Raw genomic sequence first — 18787 nt, forward strand, 5'->3', positions numbered from 1 at the left:
CGCTTATATCTCCCCGAATCTTTTAAAATCAAAAATGTTCAAATCAGCGTAATCAGTGTAATAAGTTTAATCCTGAGTAAGACAACCTCCGCTCCGCTACATATTCTGCAGCTCCTTTTGGCTCACTTCCTTGTAGCCTGTTTTGGGCACATCAAAATAGGAGGCGGGGATCGGGTATAATTCTATCTTTGTGGCTACTACCCTGGTTTTGGAGCCGGTTTTGGTGATAATCTCGAACTCCAACGGAATACCCTTCAGGTTCACAAAACGACGGTTGTATTGTTTGTTCTCCGGTACCAGGTCGAGGGCATAATACACCTCAAAGGTTTTGCCGTCGGGCATAGTACCAATGGCTTTACGGCAATCGTAGCCTGCTATTTTCTTGGTTTCAGACTGGTCCTGGAACTGGATGCTTTCGTATTGTTTCAGGTCCTTCTGGTATTGCTCTTTCCCTGCGCGTATCAGGTATTTGTTCCCATGCTGGTCTATCAGCGTGGTCATTGTTTCCGTTTTACTGTTGATCAGGTAGGTGTAGTGAACAATATTGAAATTCATATCAATCCTGCTCAGTGGTCCGCGCATATATTGGGTAAAGGTGCTGCCTTCGAGCATGGCATCCATCTGGAGCTGCTCAGGCGGCAGCTCCATTTTGTAAACGATTTTGGCATCAGAAATAACACGCTGCGCCAGCAATGAGCCTGTGCAGCACAGGAAGATAAAAGTTAATAACAACCGGTATGACATAGTGTGGTGTATTAATAATAAAATGGCCTCAGTGACCCGTTACCAGTTAAGCTTCTCTTTGTTTAAAAACGCAGCTATTCCGCGTTTACAATCATCATGACCGCGGGTGGCAGCATTTAGTATGGCTGCGTGCGCCAACCCATCCGCTACCGGTAAGTCCAACACTGTGCCAATCAATTTTTTGGTCACTTTCAGGGAGTTGGCAGAAGCTTCATTACATAGGCTGGCAGCCACTTTAGCTACCTTTTGGGCGATTTCTGAAGCAGGAATCACTGCGGTGATCAGCCCATCGGCGGCCGCTTTTTCGGCTGTTACCAGTTTGCCGGTTAATAACAGCTCCCGGGAGCGGCCCTCTCCTATTTTGCGAACCAGGAAAACAGCTACCAGCGCCGGAATAAACCCGATTTTCACCTCGGTATATCCAAGCAGCGCTTCCGGTACCGCGTAACTGAGGTCACAGAGGGTTACAAGCCCGCAACCACCGGCCACCGCATGTCCCTCTACCTGGCCAATCACTATCTTATCAAGATCATAGATCTCCCGGAATAACTGCATCAGTTCCCGGGAATCTGCGAGATTTTCATCATAGGTATTTTGCTGCAGCTGTTGCAGGTATTCGAGATCGGCGCCTGCGCAAAAAGCTTCGCCGTTCCCCTTCAACACCACTACTTTCACGGCTTTATCGGCTTCCGCCTCACGGAATGCAGCCCGGAGTTCTGCTACCATGGGCCCGTTAAGCGCATTGCGCTTCTCAGGCCGGTTCAGCGCGATGGTAGCTACCCGCTCCGCCACTGTATACTGGATAAAAGAAAATGCCATAAACAAAGAATTACAAGGCCTTGTTTATGGCAATCTAAGCAAAAAAAATTTAATGGGTAATCTCCTGTATTACCTGACCTACATTGCCGCTGGGCATCTGGATATGCAACAAAGCAGCCAGGGTAGGCGTAATATCCGTCATACCAACAGTACGGTTGGTTTTACCCGGGCGAACACCCCAGCCCATCCATACCAGCGGGATATGTGCATCGTAAGGATACCATAATCCGTGCGTGGTGCCCACATTGGTACCATCGATATAACCAGGCGTTAATACCACCTGTATATCACCGCTTCTTTTGGTGTTAAAGCCGTTGGACAACATCGTGCGCATGGGTTCCGGCAAGGTGGTGCCCATGAGGTTATCTATAGAAAAAGCTTTGGCGACAGCGGGTGATTTGAGCAGCTCCCGGATCATAAACTGGCGGATGTCTGCTTCACTTTTACCTGCCTGCTCAATAGCCTCGTGGTTCAGCCAGAACTGGTAGTTATCGGTGGCTTTCACCGCATTTTTTACACCGAATTTGGCTGATACCTGGTCGTTCAGGGTGGCTACTGCTGCTTTGTCGTCCCATGTGCCGCCCGGCAGTTTGTTTTCCGCCATAAACCCGGGTACATGTGCAACGCCGTGGTCGGCTGTGATAAAAAACAGGTACTGCCCCTTGCCTACTTTCGCATCGAGATAGGTGAAGAACGCGGCCAGGTCCTGGTCCAGGCGCAGGTAGGTATCTTCGGCTTCCACTGAGTTGGGGCCGAACTGATGGCCTACATAATCAGGAGAGGAAAGACTGACAGCCAGCAAATCCGTTACCGGGCCTGTTCCCAGGCCGTATGCTTCCATTGCTTTTTTGGCAAATTCCAGCGTCATGGTATTGCCGTAAGGCGATGCCGAAATAGCGGTATTGGCGATCTCCGACAGGTTATGCGGGAAGGAGGTGTTACCGGCATTTTTATACTTTCCTTCGTAAGGTTTCTCATCGGCTGTGCTAAGGGTATAGGTAGATGCAGGATACAGGGTAGTCCATGGTTTGCTGAGATATTGCTGCGGGAATTTCTGCTGGTTAAATTCCTGGGCCCATGCAGGCAATTCATTCATGTAATAGGTGCTGCTCACCCAGTTACCGGTGCTGGCATCGTACCAGAAAGCTGCGTTGGCACTGTGTCCGGCAGGAAGAATAGCGCCCCTGTCTTTAATAGCAACACCGACCACCTTACTCTGGAAATTATTGGATAACTTCAATTCGTCGCCGATAGTGGTTACCAGCATATTCCGGGGGCTCATTTTACCGGCGGCGGAAGAGCTTCCGACGGTGGTTACCGTGGTATCTTCCGCGCAATACATCGTACGACCCAGTTCCGGGCTGTACCAGGTGTTACCGATAATACCGTGGATAGCCGGCACGGATCCTGTATAGATACAGGTATGACCACAGGCGGTGATGGTGGGGGTGTAATTGATCAGCGTATTTTCACAGGAGAAGCCTTCCTGCAGCAAGCGCCTAAAACCACCGGCGCCATACTTGCCGGCGTAGCGGTACAGGTAATCCCACCGCATCTGGTCTACCACCAGGCCTACAACGAGTTTGGGACGGGCTGCGGTGCTGGCGTTCTTAGCAGCAGGAAGACGATGAAGCGGCTTTGAAGGAGCGTTTTGCGCTTTGCCGGCTGTGGCAGATAACAGGAATGCGACTGCCAGGAAATGTGTAAATTTCATTAGATTGTAATAATTTAAAAGTCACTGTAATACAACAAGATAGACGGTTATCTGGCATCAATAACGGCATAAAATAGCTGGTGCCAAATGTAAACCAAGTTTACAAAAAGTAATATTTTAATACCTTTGTGTCCATTTTAAATGGAATGAATTAACCATTACATAATATATCGTATGGATATTTTCGAGAAACTGCTGAAACATCTGGGCCCTATCGGGGAACATTCAGACAGAGCCCACGGCTATTTTGCCTTTCCCAAACTGGAAGGAGAAATAGGCCCCCGCATGAACTTCCGGGGTAATGAAAAGATTGTCTGGAGCCTGAACAACTATCTGGGCTTGGCCAACCACCCGGAGGTGCGCGCTACCGACGCCAAAGCTGCCGCAGACTATGGAATGGCCTCTCCAATGGGAGCGCGTATGATGAGCGGAAATACCAACTACCATGAGCAGCTGGAAAATGAGCTGTCTGACTACATGGGCAAAGAAGCAACTACCTTACTGAACTACGGTTACCAGGGCATCATGAGTGCCATTGATGCAGTAGTAGGCCGCAGGGATGTAATTGTATATGATGCAGAGTGCCACGCCAGTATCCTGGATGGTTTGCGCCTGCACCCCGGCAAACGTTATGTGTTCAAGCATAACGATATGGAAGATTTCGACAAGCAGATGAAACGTGCTACTGAACTGGCTAAAACCCAGGGTGGTGGTATACTCGTGGTAACAGAAGGTGTGTTTGGCATGGCCGGCGACCAGGGTAAACTGAAGGAAATTGCTGCATTTAAAGATAAATATGAGTTCCGCCTGCTGGTTGATGATGCCCATGGCTTTGGAACAATGGGTAAAACCGGCGCCGGTACCGGTGAAGAACAAGGCGTTCAGGACAAGATCGACCTGCTGTTCAATACCTTTGCAAAATCCGGTGCTTCTATCGGCGCTTTCATCAGCGGCGAAAAACAGATCATCAATTACCTGCGCTATAACATGCGCTCCCAGATCTTCGCGAAATCCATTCCTTTACCGATCGTTATCGGCCACCTGAAACGTGTGCAGCTGATGCGTCAGCACCCGGAAATGAAGGCTAAGCTGTGGGAGAATGTGAATAAACTGCAGCGTGGTCTGAAAGAACGTGGATTCAATATTGGCAGAACCAATTCCCCGGTAACACCTATTTACCTGCAGGGCGATATCCCCGAGGCGACTGCTATGTGCCTGGATCTGCGCGAAAACTATAACATCTTCTGTTCTATCGTGGTATACCCTGTTATTCCAAAAGGACAGATCATTTACCGCCTGATCCCCACTGCTGCGCACAGCGATGAGGATATTGAACTTACCCTCAAGGCATTCAGCGAAACCAAAGCAAAACTGGACGAGAAAGTGTACGAGGTGGCAGAGATCCCAATGGTATAACTGACACACGCTATCATATTAAAAGCCTTCCTGCTTTCCAGGAAGGCTTTTCTATTTAAAATGGGAAAAGGCCAGAGGGGTTATGGCTAAAGAAGGTACGGCAAAATAACCGGGAAAAACAAAAAGGGCTGATTTTAGTCAGCCCTTTACTTCAAATCGTTCTTTCACTAGGTGTAATTTTTCATTAGATTTCATCAGGACATGGTAGAGAACAACTGGTTTTCATAGAAATTGGAATAACCAAGTGATTCCAAGTATTTTATAAGAGTTCTTTTATTTTAATTCGGTCTTTTTATTCATTGATGCTTATCAAAAATAGCTCAGATTTCACCAAAAAATATAACACATACGTTGGATTTTGTTAATGGCTTGTTAAAGATTTCAACTGCAACAATAAATCACCAGGATGTTAAAGCAGCCATTTTTTTCCAATCCGATCAATAATTTTCCCCTTTGCGTAAACGGTTTCCCGCATCCCGCGGTAACTTCGCGGCGGAAGCAATACATACTCAACCTTTTAACCATTATGGCGGTGACGGGGTAAGGCGGTAAAAGTGTCTATAGCACTTTCGTTAACGCCCGGGTATATTTTTAAGTCAAACTGATAAGAGACAGGTGTTCAACATTCAATGGAGCAAGCAATTTTTCCGCGTGCACAGAATTACCGGGTTGGTAGCCGGTGCTATGCTGCTATTGGTAAGCATTACCGGCAGCATGCTGGTATTCAGCGATGAAATAGATCATGCGGTGTATGCTCATGCCTATCACGTTCCTCCGCAGGCTGTTCCCAGAACACTGCAGGAACAAATGAGAGACGCCCGCCAGGCGCTTCCCGGAAATCCCTACCTGTTTTTTGTAAGACTCCCCCAGGCGCCCGGCGAAAGTACCGTGCTGCGGGCCGAATATTCAGCAGATCACAAAGTATACATCTTCCTGAACCCCTATACCGGCAAAATATTACAACAATACGCCAATACAGACCATTTTACGGGCTATGTCATGTACCTGCACTTCACCCTGCTAAGTGGCAAAACAGGGGCTGTAATCGTCTTAATCACAGGAATAGGACTGTTTTTATCCGTTCTCACCGGCCTGTTTGTATACCGGCATTCGCTGGGCAAAGTACTCACCTTCCGGCAGCCGCTGGAGTGGCATAACCGTACACGGCGATGGCGCAACCTGCACCGCATCGTTGGCGTGTGGGCGCTGCTTTTTAACCTCCTCATTTCTTTTACCGGCTTCATGATGGAACTGAAAGTAATTGACGCGCGGAAAAACACCAAAGCAGGATATACTGCCGTTCCTTTTCCCGGTGAATATGAACCCCTGCTCATCAAAGCTGCGGCCACCATCCCCGGCTTCCGGGCCACCGGTCTCCGCCCTCCTAAAAAAGCAGGCGACCCGGTACGGATACTCGGTCATGCCCATGAATCCGCATTCTTCGGGGAATACGCTTCGTCGGTATTCATCGATGAACAAGGCGCCGTTAAAAAAAAGGTGGACTTCCGCAACGCCTCTTTCAGCGATAAATTCAATGCATCCATCGCTCCCCTCCACTTCGGCAACTACGGCGGCATCCTCCTGAAAATCATTTATTCACTCTTTGCCCTAACCCCCGGCGTATTATCCGTATCAGGATTCCTGATCTGGTACCGCAGAAAATTTATTATCAAAATACACGGAAACAGAAAATGAAGAAGGCTTTCGTAGCAGCATTAATAGTCATTGCAGCCATCATGCAGGCAGCAGCACAGCAAATACAGGGTGCCCCCGTGCCCACAACTGATAGTATCATTCAACCATCGGATGTAGGTCTGAATGAAATAGTGGTAACTGCCAGCCGTAATAAAGAAACACTGGGCACCGTGCCATCTTCCATTACCATCATCTCCGGAAAACGATTAAGGGAACAAAGCGCGATCACCACCGATATTAACCAGCTGCTCAGCATGAATGTGCCGGGCCTTACACTGGGCACCAATACTTCCACCAACAAAGGACAAACCCTGCGCGGCCGCGGCATGCTCATCATGATCGATGGCATCCCGCAATCCACCCCGCTGCGCAACGGCGATAAAGATATGCGCAGTATAGACGTATCCGTTATTGAAAGAGTGGAGGTGATCAAAGGCTCCACTGCTATTTATGGCAATGGCGCCGACGGCGGTATCATTAACTTCATTACCATCAAAGCCAACCCGAACAAACGTTTCAGCGGAAGCACCGATATCAGCACCGCCGGTTCCCTTACGAATGGCGCCAACAGCCTCGGTGGCCGCATCTCCCAGAACTTCTCCGGCAAACTCAATAAATTTGATTACGTGGTAAGTGGCACCTATGAACAAACAGGTGTGAACAAAGACGCAAACGGAGAAGTAATCGCCCCTTTCCAGTCGCTCAGCCAGAATGAAAACGTAAACCTGTTTGCAAAACTGGGATATGATATCAATGCCGATAACCGCATCGAAGTGATGTACAACTATTACCGCACCATGCAAAACAGCACCTACGTGGATGAAGGCGGCGAATTTGGTAAAAGCCCGATCATTGGCGTAGTGGGCACCAATCCCGGTGATAAACAAGGCACCCCCTATAATCACAATGCTTATGTGAATTATACCAATAAAAATATTTTACACAACACCTCACTGAATGTAAACCTTTACTACCAGGACTTCTACACGGTATTTGAATGGTCCGATTTTTATGCGCCTCCGGGCAATTCTGCCATTGCTTCCAAAAAAATGGGCGCGCGGCTGAACTTCAACACCGTTTTCAATTTCCATCCCAACTTATCCGGAGATGTTACCTGGGGCGTGGATATCCTTAACGATAAAACGTCCCAGCCGCTCACCGACGGTCGTCCGTTTGTGCCGGAGATGAATATGAAAAACTATGCGCCCTATGCACAGCTGAAAACAGTACTCTTCAAAGATTTCCTGGTGAAGGCAGGCGTACGGTATGAAAATATTTCCCTGGACATCCCGGATTATACGACTATCAAATTTGGTAACTATGCCGGCGGCGTATTTGTAAAAGGCGGTGAACTTCCTTACGAAGCGCTGGTATTCAACGCAGGCTTACGGTATACGAAGTTCCCGGTATTCAATCCTTTTGTGAGTTATTCACAGAGCTTCTCCCTGTACGACCTGGGTCGCACGCTGCGACTGGCAAAAGCAGTCAGCAATGGCGCCACCAGCATTAATACCATTGAAACCGAAGCCATCATCACCAACAATTATGAAGCTGGTTTTAACAGTAACATCGGGAAGTTCAATGCGTCCGGTTCGTACTTTATCAGCACCTCCGATCTTGGTACCAGCCTGAAAGATGTAAACGGTGTGGCCGTGCCGGAGCGCGCTCCTGAACGGGTACAGGGCTTTGAATTTACTGCCGGCTACCAGTTCCTGCCTAACCTGTATGCCAGCGGTGCTTATTCTCATGTAGAAGGAAAGAAAGAGGTGAACGGCACTAAAACCTATTTGCCTACCACCCGCATTTCACCCGATAAAATGACATTCAACGTGAACTACTCCCCGCTGAAGCAGTGGGATCTTGGGGTGTACTATATTTATTCCGGCGTACGCAAACGCTTTGATGTAAACGCCACTACCGGTCAGTACGACCTGGGCAATGGGCCTGTGGGGGATTTCTACCTGGTAAACTTATATACCGGTTACCGTTTCAGCCAGGCTGCATCCATCCGCCTGGGTGTGGATAACCTGCTGAATGCCGACTACTATCCTGTTACCTCACAGGGGCGGGTGCGTACAGATTCCTATATCAAAGGAAGTGGCGCTAGATTTAACCTGGGATTCAAATACAGCTTCTGATAATTCACCGAAATAAAAAGGGTTCGCATAAAAGCTATGCGAACCCTTTTTTATGTTGTTGAAAAGCGGAAGATTATTTCTTCAGATGCTCTTCAATGGCGGTATCATATGTTTTTTTCCAGGTACTTACATTGCCCCAGTCATCCCCATTTACTTTAATGGATTCACCGGTTACAACACCTAGTTTTTCGTAGCGTACAGAGTTATCTGACGCATCTACCAAACCATGTAACAGCGCTTCGAACTTCTCTTTATCTGCCGGCTTAACGGTTACCACTACACGGCTCTGGCTTTCACCGAAGAGGTAAGCATCTTTACGGAATTTGTTGTTGAGCGCCAGTTCAAAGCCCAGGCCGGATGGCATAGCGCTTTCGAGCAGGGTAACAAATAAACCGCCGTCGCTTACATCGTGTGCAGACCGGATCAGTTTTGCTTTGTTCAGTTTGGTGATTGCCTGTTGCAGGTGCAGTTCTTCATCGAGGTTGAAATGCGGTGCAGGGCTATATTCTATACCAATGATTTTGTGCAGGTATTCAGAGCTGTTGATATCGTTGCGGCTGCGGCCTACCAGGTATACCAGGTCGCCTTCTTCCTTGAAGTTAAGGGTGATGCGCTGATCCAGCGTATCGAGGATACCCACCATACCGATGGTTGGTGTAGGATAAACCGGGCCGTCGGGTGACTGGTTATAGAAGCTCACGTTACCACCGGTAACGGGTGTATTGAATTTACGGCAGGCTTCACCCATACCTTGTACGGCGTGTACAAACTGGTAGTACACTTCCGGATCGTAGGGGTTACCGAAGTTGAGGCAGTTGGTGATCGCCACTGGTTCGCCACCGGAGCAAACGATGTTACGTGCAGCTTCTGCTACCGCTATCTGTCCGCCTTTATGAGGATCGGCAAATACGTAACGGCCGTTACAGTCGGTAGTCATGGCCAGTGCTTTCTTCGTTGGTTTTACCAATACGATAGCAGCATCGCTTGGTGCGTTGGTGGTGGCGTTTGCAGTACCCACCATGCTGTCGTACTGGTTGTAGATCCAGCGTTTGGAAGCGATGTTTGGTAATGCTACCATTCTTTCTGCTACAAAACGCGGATGTTCTGTATCAGGGATATTCTGGATATCGAATGCTTTTACTTTAGCGAAGTAGGCTGGTTCTGTGTAAGCGCGGTGGTATTGGGGAGCGCCGCCGCCCAGTACCATACTTTCAGCAGGAACATCTGCTTCCAGTTCGCCGTTCATATAGAACTTCAGGTTTTTATCTTTGGTAACTTCACCGATCTGAACGCAGTGCAGGTCCCATTTTTCGAAGATGTCCAGCACTGGTTTTTCTTCTCCTTTCTTAACTACTATCAGCATGCGCTCCTGGCTTTCGCTCAACAGCATTTCCCATGCTTTCATATCTTTCTGGCGGGTAGGTACTTTATCTAACCAGATGTTCATACCATGTTCGCCTTTCGCGCTCATTTCTGCAGTAGAGCAGGTGATACCGGCAGCGCCCATATCCTGCATACCAATGATAGCATTGGTTTTGATGATTTCCAGGCAGGCTTCCAGCAGTTTCTTTTCCTGGAAAGGATCTCCAACCTGAACGGCAGGTAAATCTTCTACGCTGTCTTCCGTGATATTGGCAGAAGCAAAGGAAGCTCCTCCGATACCGTCTTTACCGGTAGCAGAGCCAACAATGAAAACCGGATTTCCTTCACCGTATGAAGTAGCGGAAACAGTTTGACCTACTTTTACGATACCTGCGCTGAATGCGTTTACGAGCGGGTTGGTACCGTAGCATTCTTCAAAATAAGTTTCGCCGCCTACGGTAGGAACGCCGAAGCAGTTACCGTAGTGGCCTATACCATGTACAATACCTTTTACCAGGTGTTGTGTTTTCTTATCATTTATATTACCAAAGCGAAGGGAGTTCAGTGCGGCAATGGGACGTGCACCCATTGTAAAGATATCGCGGTGAATGCCACCAACGCCGGTAGCGGCGCCCTGGAAGGGTTCGATAGCGGAGGGGTGGTTATGCGATTCTATTTTAAATACCACCGCGTAGCCATCACCTATATCTACCAGACCGGCATTTTCTTCTCCTGCTTTAACGAGGAGCCTGTCGCCTTCGCGGGGCAGAGACTTCAGCCAAACGATTGAGTTTTTGTAAGAGCAGTGCTCACTCCACATTACTGAGTACATACTTAACTCGGTAAAATTGGGGGTACGGCCTAAAATAGATTTAATTCGTTCAAACTCGTCAGCGGTAAGTCCTAGCTGTTCAGCAATTTCTACGGTGGTTTGCATGTATTTAAGTATAAAAAACGAGATATTTAAAAGAAGTCGCAAAAGTACATGATTTTCCTGCAAATGCCAAGAGTACCCTGTGGTGGCTTTTCTGCAGTTTTTTTGCAGGCAGGTATCATATTATTTATTTTTAAATTCATCAGATTTAAAGTCTATCTGCTCCAAATATTTAATGAAATGATAAAAAAATACCCCTTTTAAAGCCCTAAATGTAATTTTTCAGTTAAAATGAACAATTTATTTGCATTTATAGCGATGGATGCGTTCTTTTGTGTAAAATAATTTACAGCATGCAATCGTTACGTTTCAAAGCGCTGGAAGGATTAGCTGGCGTAGACTCCACTCTCACCGAACATGACGGTAAAATTACCGATGTATTTGGCAGCAATGTTTTCTCTGGTAAAGTTGTTCGGGAATATCTGAGCGATGAGGCTTATAAAAGCCTGATGAACTCTGTTAAAAATGGCACCAAGCTGGAACGTAAAATGTCCGAGCAGATCGCTTCAGGCATGAAAGCATGGGCGATGAAAAAAGGTGTGACTCATTACACACACTGGTTTCAGCCATTGACCGGCACTACCGCAGAAAAACATGATTCATTTTTCACTTTGAAAGGTGATGGCACTGCACTGGAAACCTTTGATGGTGATGCACTGGTACAACAGGAACCAGATGCTTCCAGTTTTCCTAACGGTGGTTTGAGAGCTACCTTCGAAGCCCGCGGCTACACTGCCTGGGATCCTTCCTCTCCTGCATTTATCCTTGAGCAGGGTTATGGTAAAACACTCTGCATACCTACGATCTTTGTTGCCTACACCGGCGAATCCCTGGATTACAAAGCACCGCTGCTGAAAGCACTGGCTGCAATGGACAAAGCTGCAGTAGACGTATGTAACTATTTCGATAAAAACGTTACCAAAGTAACCGGTACCCTGGGTTGGGAACAGGAATACTTCCTGGTAGACGAAACAATGGCGAACGCCCGTCCTGATCTGATCATGACTGGCCGTACTGTTGTTGGTCATGCTCCTTCCAAAGGTCAGCAGCTGGAAGATCACTACTTCGGTGCTATTCCTGAGCGTGCTTACGCTTACATGCGCGATTTCGAAGTAGAATCCTACAAACTGGGTATTCCTTTGAGAACGCGTCATAATGAAGTTGCTCCTTCACAGTTCGAGTGCGCTCCTATATTTGAAGAAGTAAACATCGCAGTGGATCACAACTCCCTGCTGATGGATGTAATGAATAAAGTGGCAAAACGTCACAAACTGAAAGTGTTACTGCACGAGAAACCTTTTGCAGGCATCAACGGTTCCGGTAAACACAACAACTGGAGCATGTCCACCGATACCGGTGTAAACCTGCTGGCTCCCGGTAAAACACCGAAGACCAACCTGATGTTCCTCACTTTCTTTGTGAACACTATTAAAGCGGTGCATGACTACGCTGACCTGATGAGAGCTGCTATTGCTTCTCCAAGCAATGACTTCCGTCTGGGCGCTAACGAAGCACCTCCTGCCATCATCTCCGTATTTACCGGTAAATACCTGTTCGATGTACTGCAGGAAGTTAAAAACCGTGTAAACAACAAGTTCGACGAACAGGACGAAGCTATCCTGAAACTGGATCTGCACCGTCATATTCCTGAACTGTTGCTGGATAATACCGACCGTAACCGTACTTCTCCTTTTGCTTTCACCGGCAACAAGTTTGAATTCCGCGCGGTAGGTTCTTCTGCCAACTGTGCTTCTGCAATGACCGTTCTGAATACTATCATGGCTAAAACCCTGGTTGACTTTAAAGCGGAAGTAGATTCACTGATCGAAAAAGGCGAGAAAAAAGAGATTGCGATCATGCAAACTCTTCGTAAATATATTGTAGATTCGGAAAAGATACTGTTCGAAGGCGACGGATACAGCGAAGAATGGGAGAAAGAAGCTGAAAGAAGAGGTTTACCAAACGTAAAAACCACTCCTAAAGCTTTGGATGCAATGATCACTCCTAAAGCAACCAAACTTTATGCTGACACCGGCGTTTACAGCGAAAAAGAACTGCACGCACGCCACGAAATTCTGCTGGAAGATTATGTGAAGAAAGTGCAGATCGAAGCCCGTGTAATCGGCGATCTCGCTACCAACACCATCCTCCCGTCTGCTATCAGCTACCTGAACGACCTGGTAGTTAATATCAACGGTCTGAAAGGAATTGGCCTCGGCGATGAATCAGTAAAAGCTCAAAAACAAATTGCTGCTAAAATAGCTGAACATATTAATGTCATTAGTGAAAATGTACAGGCTATGATCGAGGCGCGTAAGGTAACTAATAAGCTTACCGACAGCCGTCAGAAAGCGATTGACTACTGTGAAAAGATTAAGCCGTACTTTGATGTTATCCGCTACCACTCCGATAAGCTGGAGTTCCTGGTGGACGACAAAAAATGGGCGCTGCCTAAATACAGAGAGCTGCTTTTCTTGCGATAAAACCGTAAGATTGTTTTGGTGTATGATTAGCCCCGGATTTTCATCCGGGGCTTTGTTTTAAGATCCACCTGAGCAAGTATTGGTTTAACCTCAGATTATCCTTATCTTCATATTATACCTATATACCAATACCCCATATAACTTTTAGATTTTCCTGTACCGTACGCACCACGTTTATTTAATCAGAATCATTTAAAAACAAGTTACCCAAAATGAAAAGACAACTTTTTCAAACGCTTTGCGTCATGGCTATTGCCATCCCTTTACTGCTCCTGAGCTGCCTCAAACCACCGGTAATCATTCCTGGCCCCAACCACTACAGGATCGTGCAACTGAAAGGTATTCACGGGTACGACGACCTGCTGGATTCTGTCCGGATCTCTTACAACAATAAAGGAAACCCGGTTAGCCTGATCGCCACACAGGTGACAACCGGTTATCCGCAGTTCCTGATAGGATATGATAACAAACACGCGCTCGAATGTATTATCGGCGCCTATTCAGATGACCTCCCCTTTTTTGAAATAGCCCATAAATACATCACCGATAACAAAGGCAGAGTGACAACCGACAGCACATTTACTATTGGGATCTATGATCGTAGTACCATGACAGTCACCTCCGGGTATAATACCGCAGTGGAGTATTTCAGCTATGACAATAAGGACAGGATTGTAAAATCCGTCAGGAAACAATTTCCGGAAGAATATTACGGCATAACCACCGTTTACTATCATTACAATGCCGCCGGCAATGCATATAAGATTTCCACGGTTAACTTCTGGCAGGGAAATACCTCTCCTCCCATTGATGTGTACCCCATTTACGATGATAAATTAAACCCGCATCAGCTTCATAAAATATGGATGTTCAACGACAGGGACTACAGTGTTAACAATCCCTTTGTGGCAGATCAGTACAATAACTACGGCCTGCCGGTCAGCATCACTGCAAAAGATACACATCAGGAGTTCCAATTCCTGAATTTCAACTTCAAAAAACTGGAGATTAAATATAATTAACAGCAAACGAAAAAGTCCTCCTGGTTTGACCAGGAGGACTTTCCAAATAGTATATCCGTTACCGTTACACCAGCTTAAACGTTTCTGTAAACTTCGTGGTAAAGTTACCTTTACGGAAGTTTTCATCGCGCATCAGCTGCTGGTGGAAAGGAATCGTTGTTTTTACCCCTTCAATTACAAACTCACTCAGGGCGCGTTCCATTGTGTTGATCGCTTCCTCACGGGTTTGCGCCATCGTGATAATTTTCGCTACCATGGAATCATAGTAAGGCGGAATTACGTAGCCGGCATAGATGTGTGAATCCACTCTCACACCATGACCACCGGGGATATGCAGGGTAGTAATTTTACCGGGAGAAGGGCGGAAATCGTTGTAAGGATCTTCCGCATTGATACGGCACTCGATGGCATGCATCTGTGGCGTATAATTTTTTCCGGAGATAGGAATACCTGCCGCAATTTTGATCTGCTCTTTTACCAGGTCGAAGTTGATCACTTCTTCTGTAACCCCGTGTTCTACCTGGATACGTGTGTTCATTTCCATGAAGTAGAAGTTGCGGTGCTTGTCTACCAGGAACTCAATGGTACCCACGCTTTCGTAATTGATAGCGCTGGCGGCCCTGATAGCAGCATCCCCCATTTTCTCACGCAGTTCAGGCGTCATAAACGGAGAAGGTGATTCTTCTACCAGCTTCTGGTGACGACGCTGGATAGAGCAATCCCTTTCACTGAGGTGACATACTTTACCGTATTGATCACCCGCAACCTGGATTTCAATATGGCGGGGTTCTTCCACGAATTTCTCCATGTAGATACCGTCGTTACTGAAGGAGGCACGGGCTTCATTTTTAGCCATGTTGTAGGCTGTTTCCAGCTCACTTTCTTCCCATACCACACGCATACCTTTACCACCGCCACCGGCGGTAGCTTTGATAATTACGGGAAGTCCCATGTTTTTAGCGATAACTTTCGCCTCTTCCACGCTCTGGAGCAAACCTTCAGAACCTGGAATAACCGGTACGCCGGCCGCAATCATGGTTTCTTTGGCAGTCATCTTATCCCCCATTTTCCGGATCATTTCCGGCGTGGGGCCGATAAATTTGATACCATGTTCGCCACAGATTTCAGCAAAACGGGCATTTTCTGCCAGGAAGCCGTATCCGGGGTGGATCGCATCTGCATTGGTGATTTCTGCAGCCGCCATCAGGTGAGGGATGTTCAGATAAGACTCTGAGCTTTGTGGCTTGCCGATGCATACTGCTTCATCGGCAAATTTCACATGCAGACTGTCTTTATCCGCTGTTGAATAAACCGCCACCGTTTTAATACCCATTTCCTTACAGGTACGGATAATCCGAAGGGCAATTTCACCACGGTTGGCAATCAATATTTTTTTGAACATTGTTTTCCTTATAAGTTTAATAATAGCTGTTAGCATTTAGCTGTTAGCCTTTAGCCATCAGCGCACTGCCATTTGGCAAGTCTGAAAGCTAAAGGCTAACGGGTAAAGGCTATTATTATGGTTCAACTAAAAATAAAGGTTGATCGTATTCTACCGGAGAAGCGTCATCTACCAGTACTTTCACAATTTTCCCACTTACTTCACTCTCTATTTCGTTGAATAACTTCATTGCTTCGATGATGCACACCACTTTACCGGAAGTTACTTCGTCACCAACATTTACGAATGGTGCTTTATCCGGACCGGCGCTGCGGTAGAAGGTACCAATCATGGGAGATTTGATGGTTACCAGGTTATCTGCTTTGGCAGGTGCAGCAGGTGCAGCGGCTGATGCTGCGGTGGCCGGAGCTGCTGCAGGAGTTACAGCGGCTACTGCCTGAACGGGTGCCATGGCTGCAGGAACAGTGATTACCTGCTGAACTTCATTATCCTTCTGCTTTATTGTAATCTTAAACTTGTCCTGTTCAATGCTCAGTTCACTGATATTTGATTTGTTGATCATTTTTACCAGTTCCTGAATCTGTTTAAAGTCCATGTAGACAGTTTTTGGTTTAGAAATATATAGAATATGACAAATACTTTTTCACGCATTCAGCAACTTTGTTTCAGAAACATATCTTTCTGAAACAAAGTTGCTTTTCTCTGAAAACCAGTATTTCAGAAATGATTTATTTATGCTTTTACTCTTTCGATGTACTCACCATTTTTAGTGTTTACACGGATCAGTTCTCCTTCGTCTACAAACAGCGGAACCATCACAGTGGCGCCGGTTTCAACGGTAGCTGGCTTCAGGGTACGGGTAGCCGTATCACCTTTCACACCGGGTTCAGAATAAGTAACCAGTACTACAATTTTATCAGGCAGTTCAACAGCCATGTACTGTTCAGTTTCTGTATTGATCTGTACACTTACTTCCTGTCCTTCTTTCAGAAACTGAGGTGCATCGATTGCTGTTTCCGGCATAGCGATCTGCTCAAATGTTTCATTGTCCATGAAATTGTAGCCGGTATCATCTTTATATAAATACTGAAAAGGTTTCTTTTCAATACGGATCGGAAAGATAGTATCACCTGAGTTCCAGGTATGCTCAATGGAACGGCTATTATCAACGCCTTTCAATTTAGCCCAAACCTTTGCGGCTGCACGGGCGGTTTTGTTCTGACCAAACTCTACAACAGAATACAAGCTGTTATCCAGCTTGATAATTAATCCTGTTCTGATATCTGCGGTGGTAGCCATAAATAGGTTACTGATTTTAAGTTAAAAATTTATACGGATTGCAAAAGTAAAAATTTTCGCATATGAACAAGCAACTAATTCCCAAAATTAGAGAGATTAGTCCCTTTTCGGCTCAATTTTCGGCTTTTTTATTCAAATAATGACATTTATCCGGTAATTTTAAACTCAAATCAAGAAACTTTTATAAGTATGCGCTACGTGTTTTTCGTTATTTTAAGCTGTTTACCCGTGTTTTTGATGGCCCAAACGCCTGCTAATTCCAGCACCAAAGCACCTTATTTACAATACCCGATCATTCCCGCTTTTCCGTTAAGCCTTGTTGATGGCCACACTATCACCAAAAACGACCTGAAGAAAAATGAGAAGACCATGCTCTTTATATTCAGTGTTGACTGTGACCACTGCAAACACCTCACCGAGGAAATGCTGAAAAATATTGACAAGTTCAAAAAAACACAGATTGTGATGGTCACTCCCTTCAAAGTGGAACAAATGAAGGAATATTACGATCATTATAAAATTCAGAACTATCCCAACATCATTATGGCCAGTGAACCTTCCCGGCAGATCATGTACTTCTATGACCTCCATTATTTCCCTGGTTTGTATATATATAATAAGAAACAACAGTTTGTAAAAGGTTTTGAGGGAACAGTAAAGCTCGATTCCCTGCTGCTTTATCTCAACAAATAATGCTTTGTGAAAATGTAGCCGCCAGCGGATTATTGTAAGGCCGAATCCTTACATTTGTTCAATCACATTCATTCTTCACTTTTAAAGCTAAAGACAAAATGAAAGTTACAGTAGTAGGAGCCGGGAATGTAGGCGCAACGTGTGCCAATGTACTGGCCCACAAAGATTTTCTGCAGGAGGTGGTTTTATTGGATATTAAAGAAGGAACGGCTGAAGGTAAGGCGCTGGACACATGGCAGCAGGCTCCCATTGATTATTACAGTACCAAAATTACAGGGGTAACCAACGATTACACCAAAACCGCAAACAGCGATGTAGTGGTAATTACTTCCGGACTTCCCCGTAAACCCGGTATGAGCAGGGACGACCTGATTTCTACCAATGCCAATATTGTGAAATCGGTTACCGAAAATATTACAAAACATTCCCCGGATGCTATCATTATCATTGTAAGCAACCCGCTGGATGTAATGACCTATTGCAGCTATCTCACTGCAAAGAAAAACAGCAGCAAGGTATTTGGTATGGCAGGCATCCTGGATACCGCCCGCTACCGCGCTTTCCTGGCTGATGAAATAGGTTGCTCTCCCAAAGACATCCAGGCGATCCTGATGGGTGGTCATGGCGATACAATGGTTCCTTTGCCCCGTTATACCACCGTTGGCGGTATCCCGGTAACTGAACTGGTAGCCACCGAAAAGCTGGACGCTATTATCCAGCGCACAAAAGTAGGCGGTGGTGAAATTGTAAACCTGCTCGGTACTTCTGCATGGTACGCACCCGGCGCCGCCGCTGCACAGATGGTGGAAGCCATTGTAAAAGATGAAAAACGCATTTTCCCCGTTTGCGCATGGCTTACCGGCGAATACGGACTGAAAGATATTTACCTGGGTGTACCCGTAGTATTGGGTAAGAACGGCATCGAAAAGATCATCGAACTACAGCTCAATCCTGCCGAAAAAGAATTACTGAATACCTCTGCACAACACGTTAAAGAAGTAATGGACGTACTGGACAAAATGCAATCCGCTACAGCGTAATGCGGATTTTGTCTTTCTCAGGATTA

The 18787-nt window shown here is 46.3% G+C and carries 14 protein-coding genes; 7 read left to right on the forward strand and 7 right to left on the reverse strand.

The window, feature by feature from the left end:
• Window positions 1–96 precede the first annotated feature (96 nt).
• From AB6805_RS26335 to pafA, 3 genes are read right to left on the reverse strand one after another with little or no spacing between them, the layout of a single operon-like run.
• Complete coding sequence (locus tag AB6805_RS26335; protein WP_370912441.1) at window positions 97–744, reverse strand: hypothetical protein; 648 nt, start codon at window positions 742–744, stop codon at window positions 97–99.
• Window positions 745–783: 39 nt separating this feature from the next.
• The gene (locus AB6805_RS26340; RefSeq protein ID WP_370912442.1) at window positions 784–1563 is read right to left on the reverse strand and encodes an enoyl-CoA hydratase/isomerase family protein; all 780 of its coding nucleotides are present in this window, start codon (window positions 1561–1563) and stop codon (window positions 784–786) included.
• 49 nt (window positions 1564–1612) lie between these two features.
• A complete protein-coding gene (pafA, locus tag AB6805_RS26345; protein ID WP_370912443.1) occupies window positions 1613–3277 on the reverse strand; it encodes an alkaline phosphatase PafA in 1665 nt (554 codons plus the stop codon).
• Between the two features lie 174 nt (window positions 3278–3451).
• Between pafA and AB6805_RS26350 the strand changes: the two genes are divergently transcribed.
• The 3 genes from AB6805_RS26350 (at window position 3452) to AB6805_RS26360 (ending at window position 8526) form a co-directional block, all read left to right on the forward strand.
• Complete coding sequence (locus AB6805_RS26350; RefSeq protein WP_370912444.1) at window positions 3452–4693, forward strand: aminotransferase class I/II-fold pyridoxal phosphate-dependent enzyme; 1242 nt, start codon at window positions 3452–3454, stop codon at window positions 4691–4693.
• A gap of 651 nt (window positions 4694–5344) precedes the next feature.
• Entirely contained in the window at window positions 5345–6388 is a 1044-nt protein-coding gene (locus tag AB6805_RS26355) for a PepSY-associated TM helix domain-containing protein (RefSeq protein ID WP_370912445.1), read from the forward strand.
• Window positions 6385–8526: a TonB-dependent receptor gene (locus AB6805_RS26360; RefSeq protein WP_370912446.1), complete on the forward strand. Its 2142-nt coding sequence runs from the start codon at window positions 6385–6387 to the stop codon at window positions 8524–8526. Before AB6805_RS26355 ends, AB6805_RS26360 begins: the two co-directional genes overlap by 4 nt.
• A gap of 73 nt (window positions 8527–8599) precedes the next feature.
• Here the strand turns inward: AB6805_RS26360 and purL are convergent, their stop codons facing one another.
• Window positions 8600–10825: a phosphoribosylformylglycinamidine synthase subunit PurL gene (gene purL, locus AB6805_RS26365; protein ID WP_370912447.1), complete on the reverse strand. Its 2226-nt coding sequence runs from the start codon at window positions 10823–10825 to the stop codon at window positions 8600–8602.
• Window positions 10826–11115: 290 nt separating this feature from the next.
• Between purL and AB6805_RS26370 the strand changes: the two genes are divergently transcribed.
• On the forward strand, window positions 11116–13305 hold the full coding sequence (locus AB6805_RS26370) for a glutamine synthetase III (protein WP_370912448.1): 2190 nt from the start codon (window positions 11116–11118) through the stop codon (window positions 13303–13305).
• 212 nt (window positions 13306–13517) lie between these two features.
• Entirely contained in the window at window positions 13518–14327 is an 810-nt protein-coding gene (locus AB6805_RS26375; RefSeq protein WP_370912449.1) for a hypothetical protein, read from the forward strand.
• A gap of 64 nt (window positions 14328–14391) precedes the next feature.
• Here the strand turns inward: AB6805_RS26375 and accC are convergent, their stop codons facing one another.
• From accC to efp, 3 genes are all read right to left on the reverse strand, one after another.
• Window positions 14392–15729 (reverse strand): acetyl-CoA carboxylase biotin carboxylase subunit, encoded by a 1338-nt coding sequence (accC, locus tag AB6805_RS26380; RefSeq protein WP_370912450.1) that lies wholly within the window; start codon window positions 15727–15729, stop codon window positions 14392–14394.
• A 115-nt stretch (window positions 15730–15844) separates the two neighbouring features.
• Window positions 15845–16324: an acetyl-CoA carboxylase biotin carboxyl carrier protein gene (accB, locus tag AB6805_RS26385; protein WP_370912451.1), complete on the reverse strand. Its 480-nt coding sequence runs from the start codon at window positions 16322–16324 to the stop codon at window positions 15845–15847.
• 137 nt (window positions 16325–16461) lie between these two features.
• Window positions 16462–17028, reverse strand: a complete 567-nt coding sequence (gene efp, locus AB6805_RS26390) for an elongation factor P (RefSeq protein WP_370912452.1) — start codon at window positions 17026–17028, stop codon at window positions 16462–16464.
• Window positions 17029–17217: 189 nt separating this feature from the next.
• Here efp and AB6805_RS26395 point away from each other — a divergent pair, with 189 nt between their 5' ends.
• Both AB6805_RS26395 and mdh read left to right on the forward strand, forming a co-directional pair.
• Window positions 17218–17721 (forward strand): peroxiredoxin family protein, encoded by a 504-nt coding sequence (locus AB6805_RS26395; RefSeq protein ID WP_370912453.1) that lies wholly within the window; start codon window positions 17218–17220, stop codon window positions 17719–17721.
• A gap of 98 nt (window positions 17722–17819) precedes the next feature.
• Complete coding sequence (gene mdh / locus AB6805_RS26400) at window positions 17820–18761, forward strand: malate dehydrogenase (protein WP_370912454.1); 942 nt, start codon at window positions 17820–17822, stop codon at window positions 18759–18761.
• Window positions 18762–18787: the final 26 nt, after the last annotated feature.

This window comes from Chitinophaga sp. RCC_12 (assembly GCF_041360695.1).
GTDB lineage: Bacteria > Bacteroidota > Bacteroidia > Chitinophagales > Chitinophagaceae > Chitinophaga.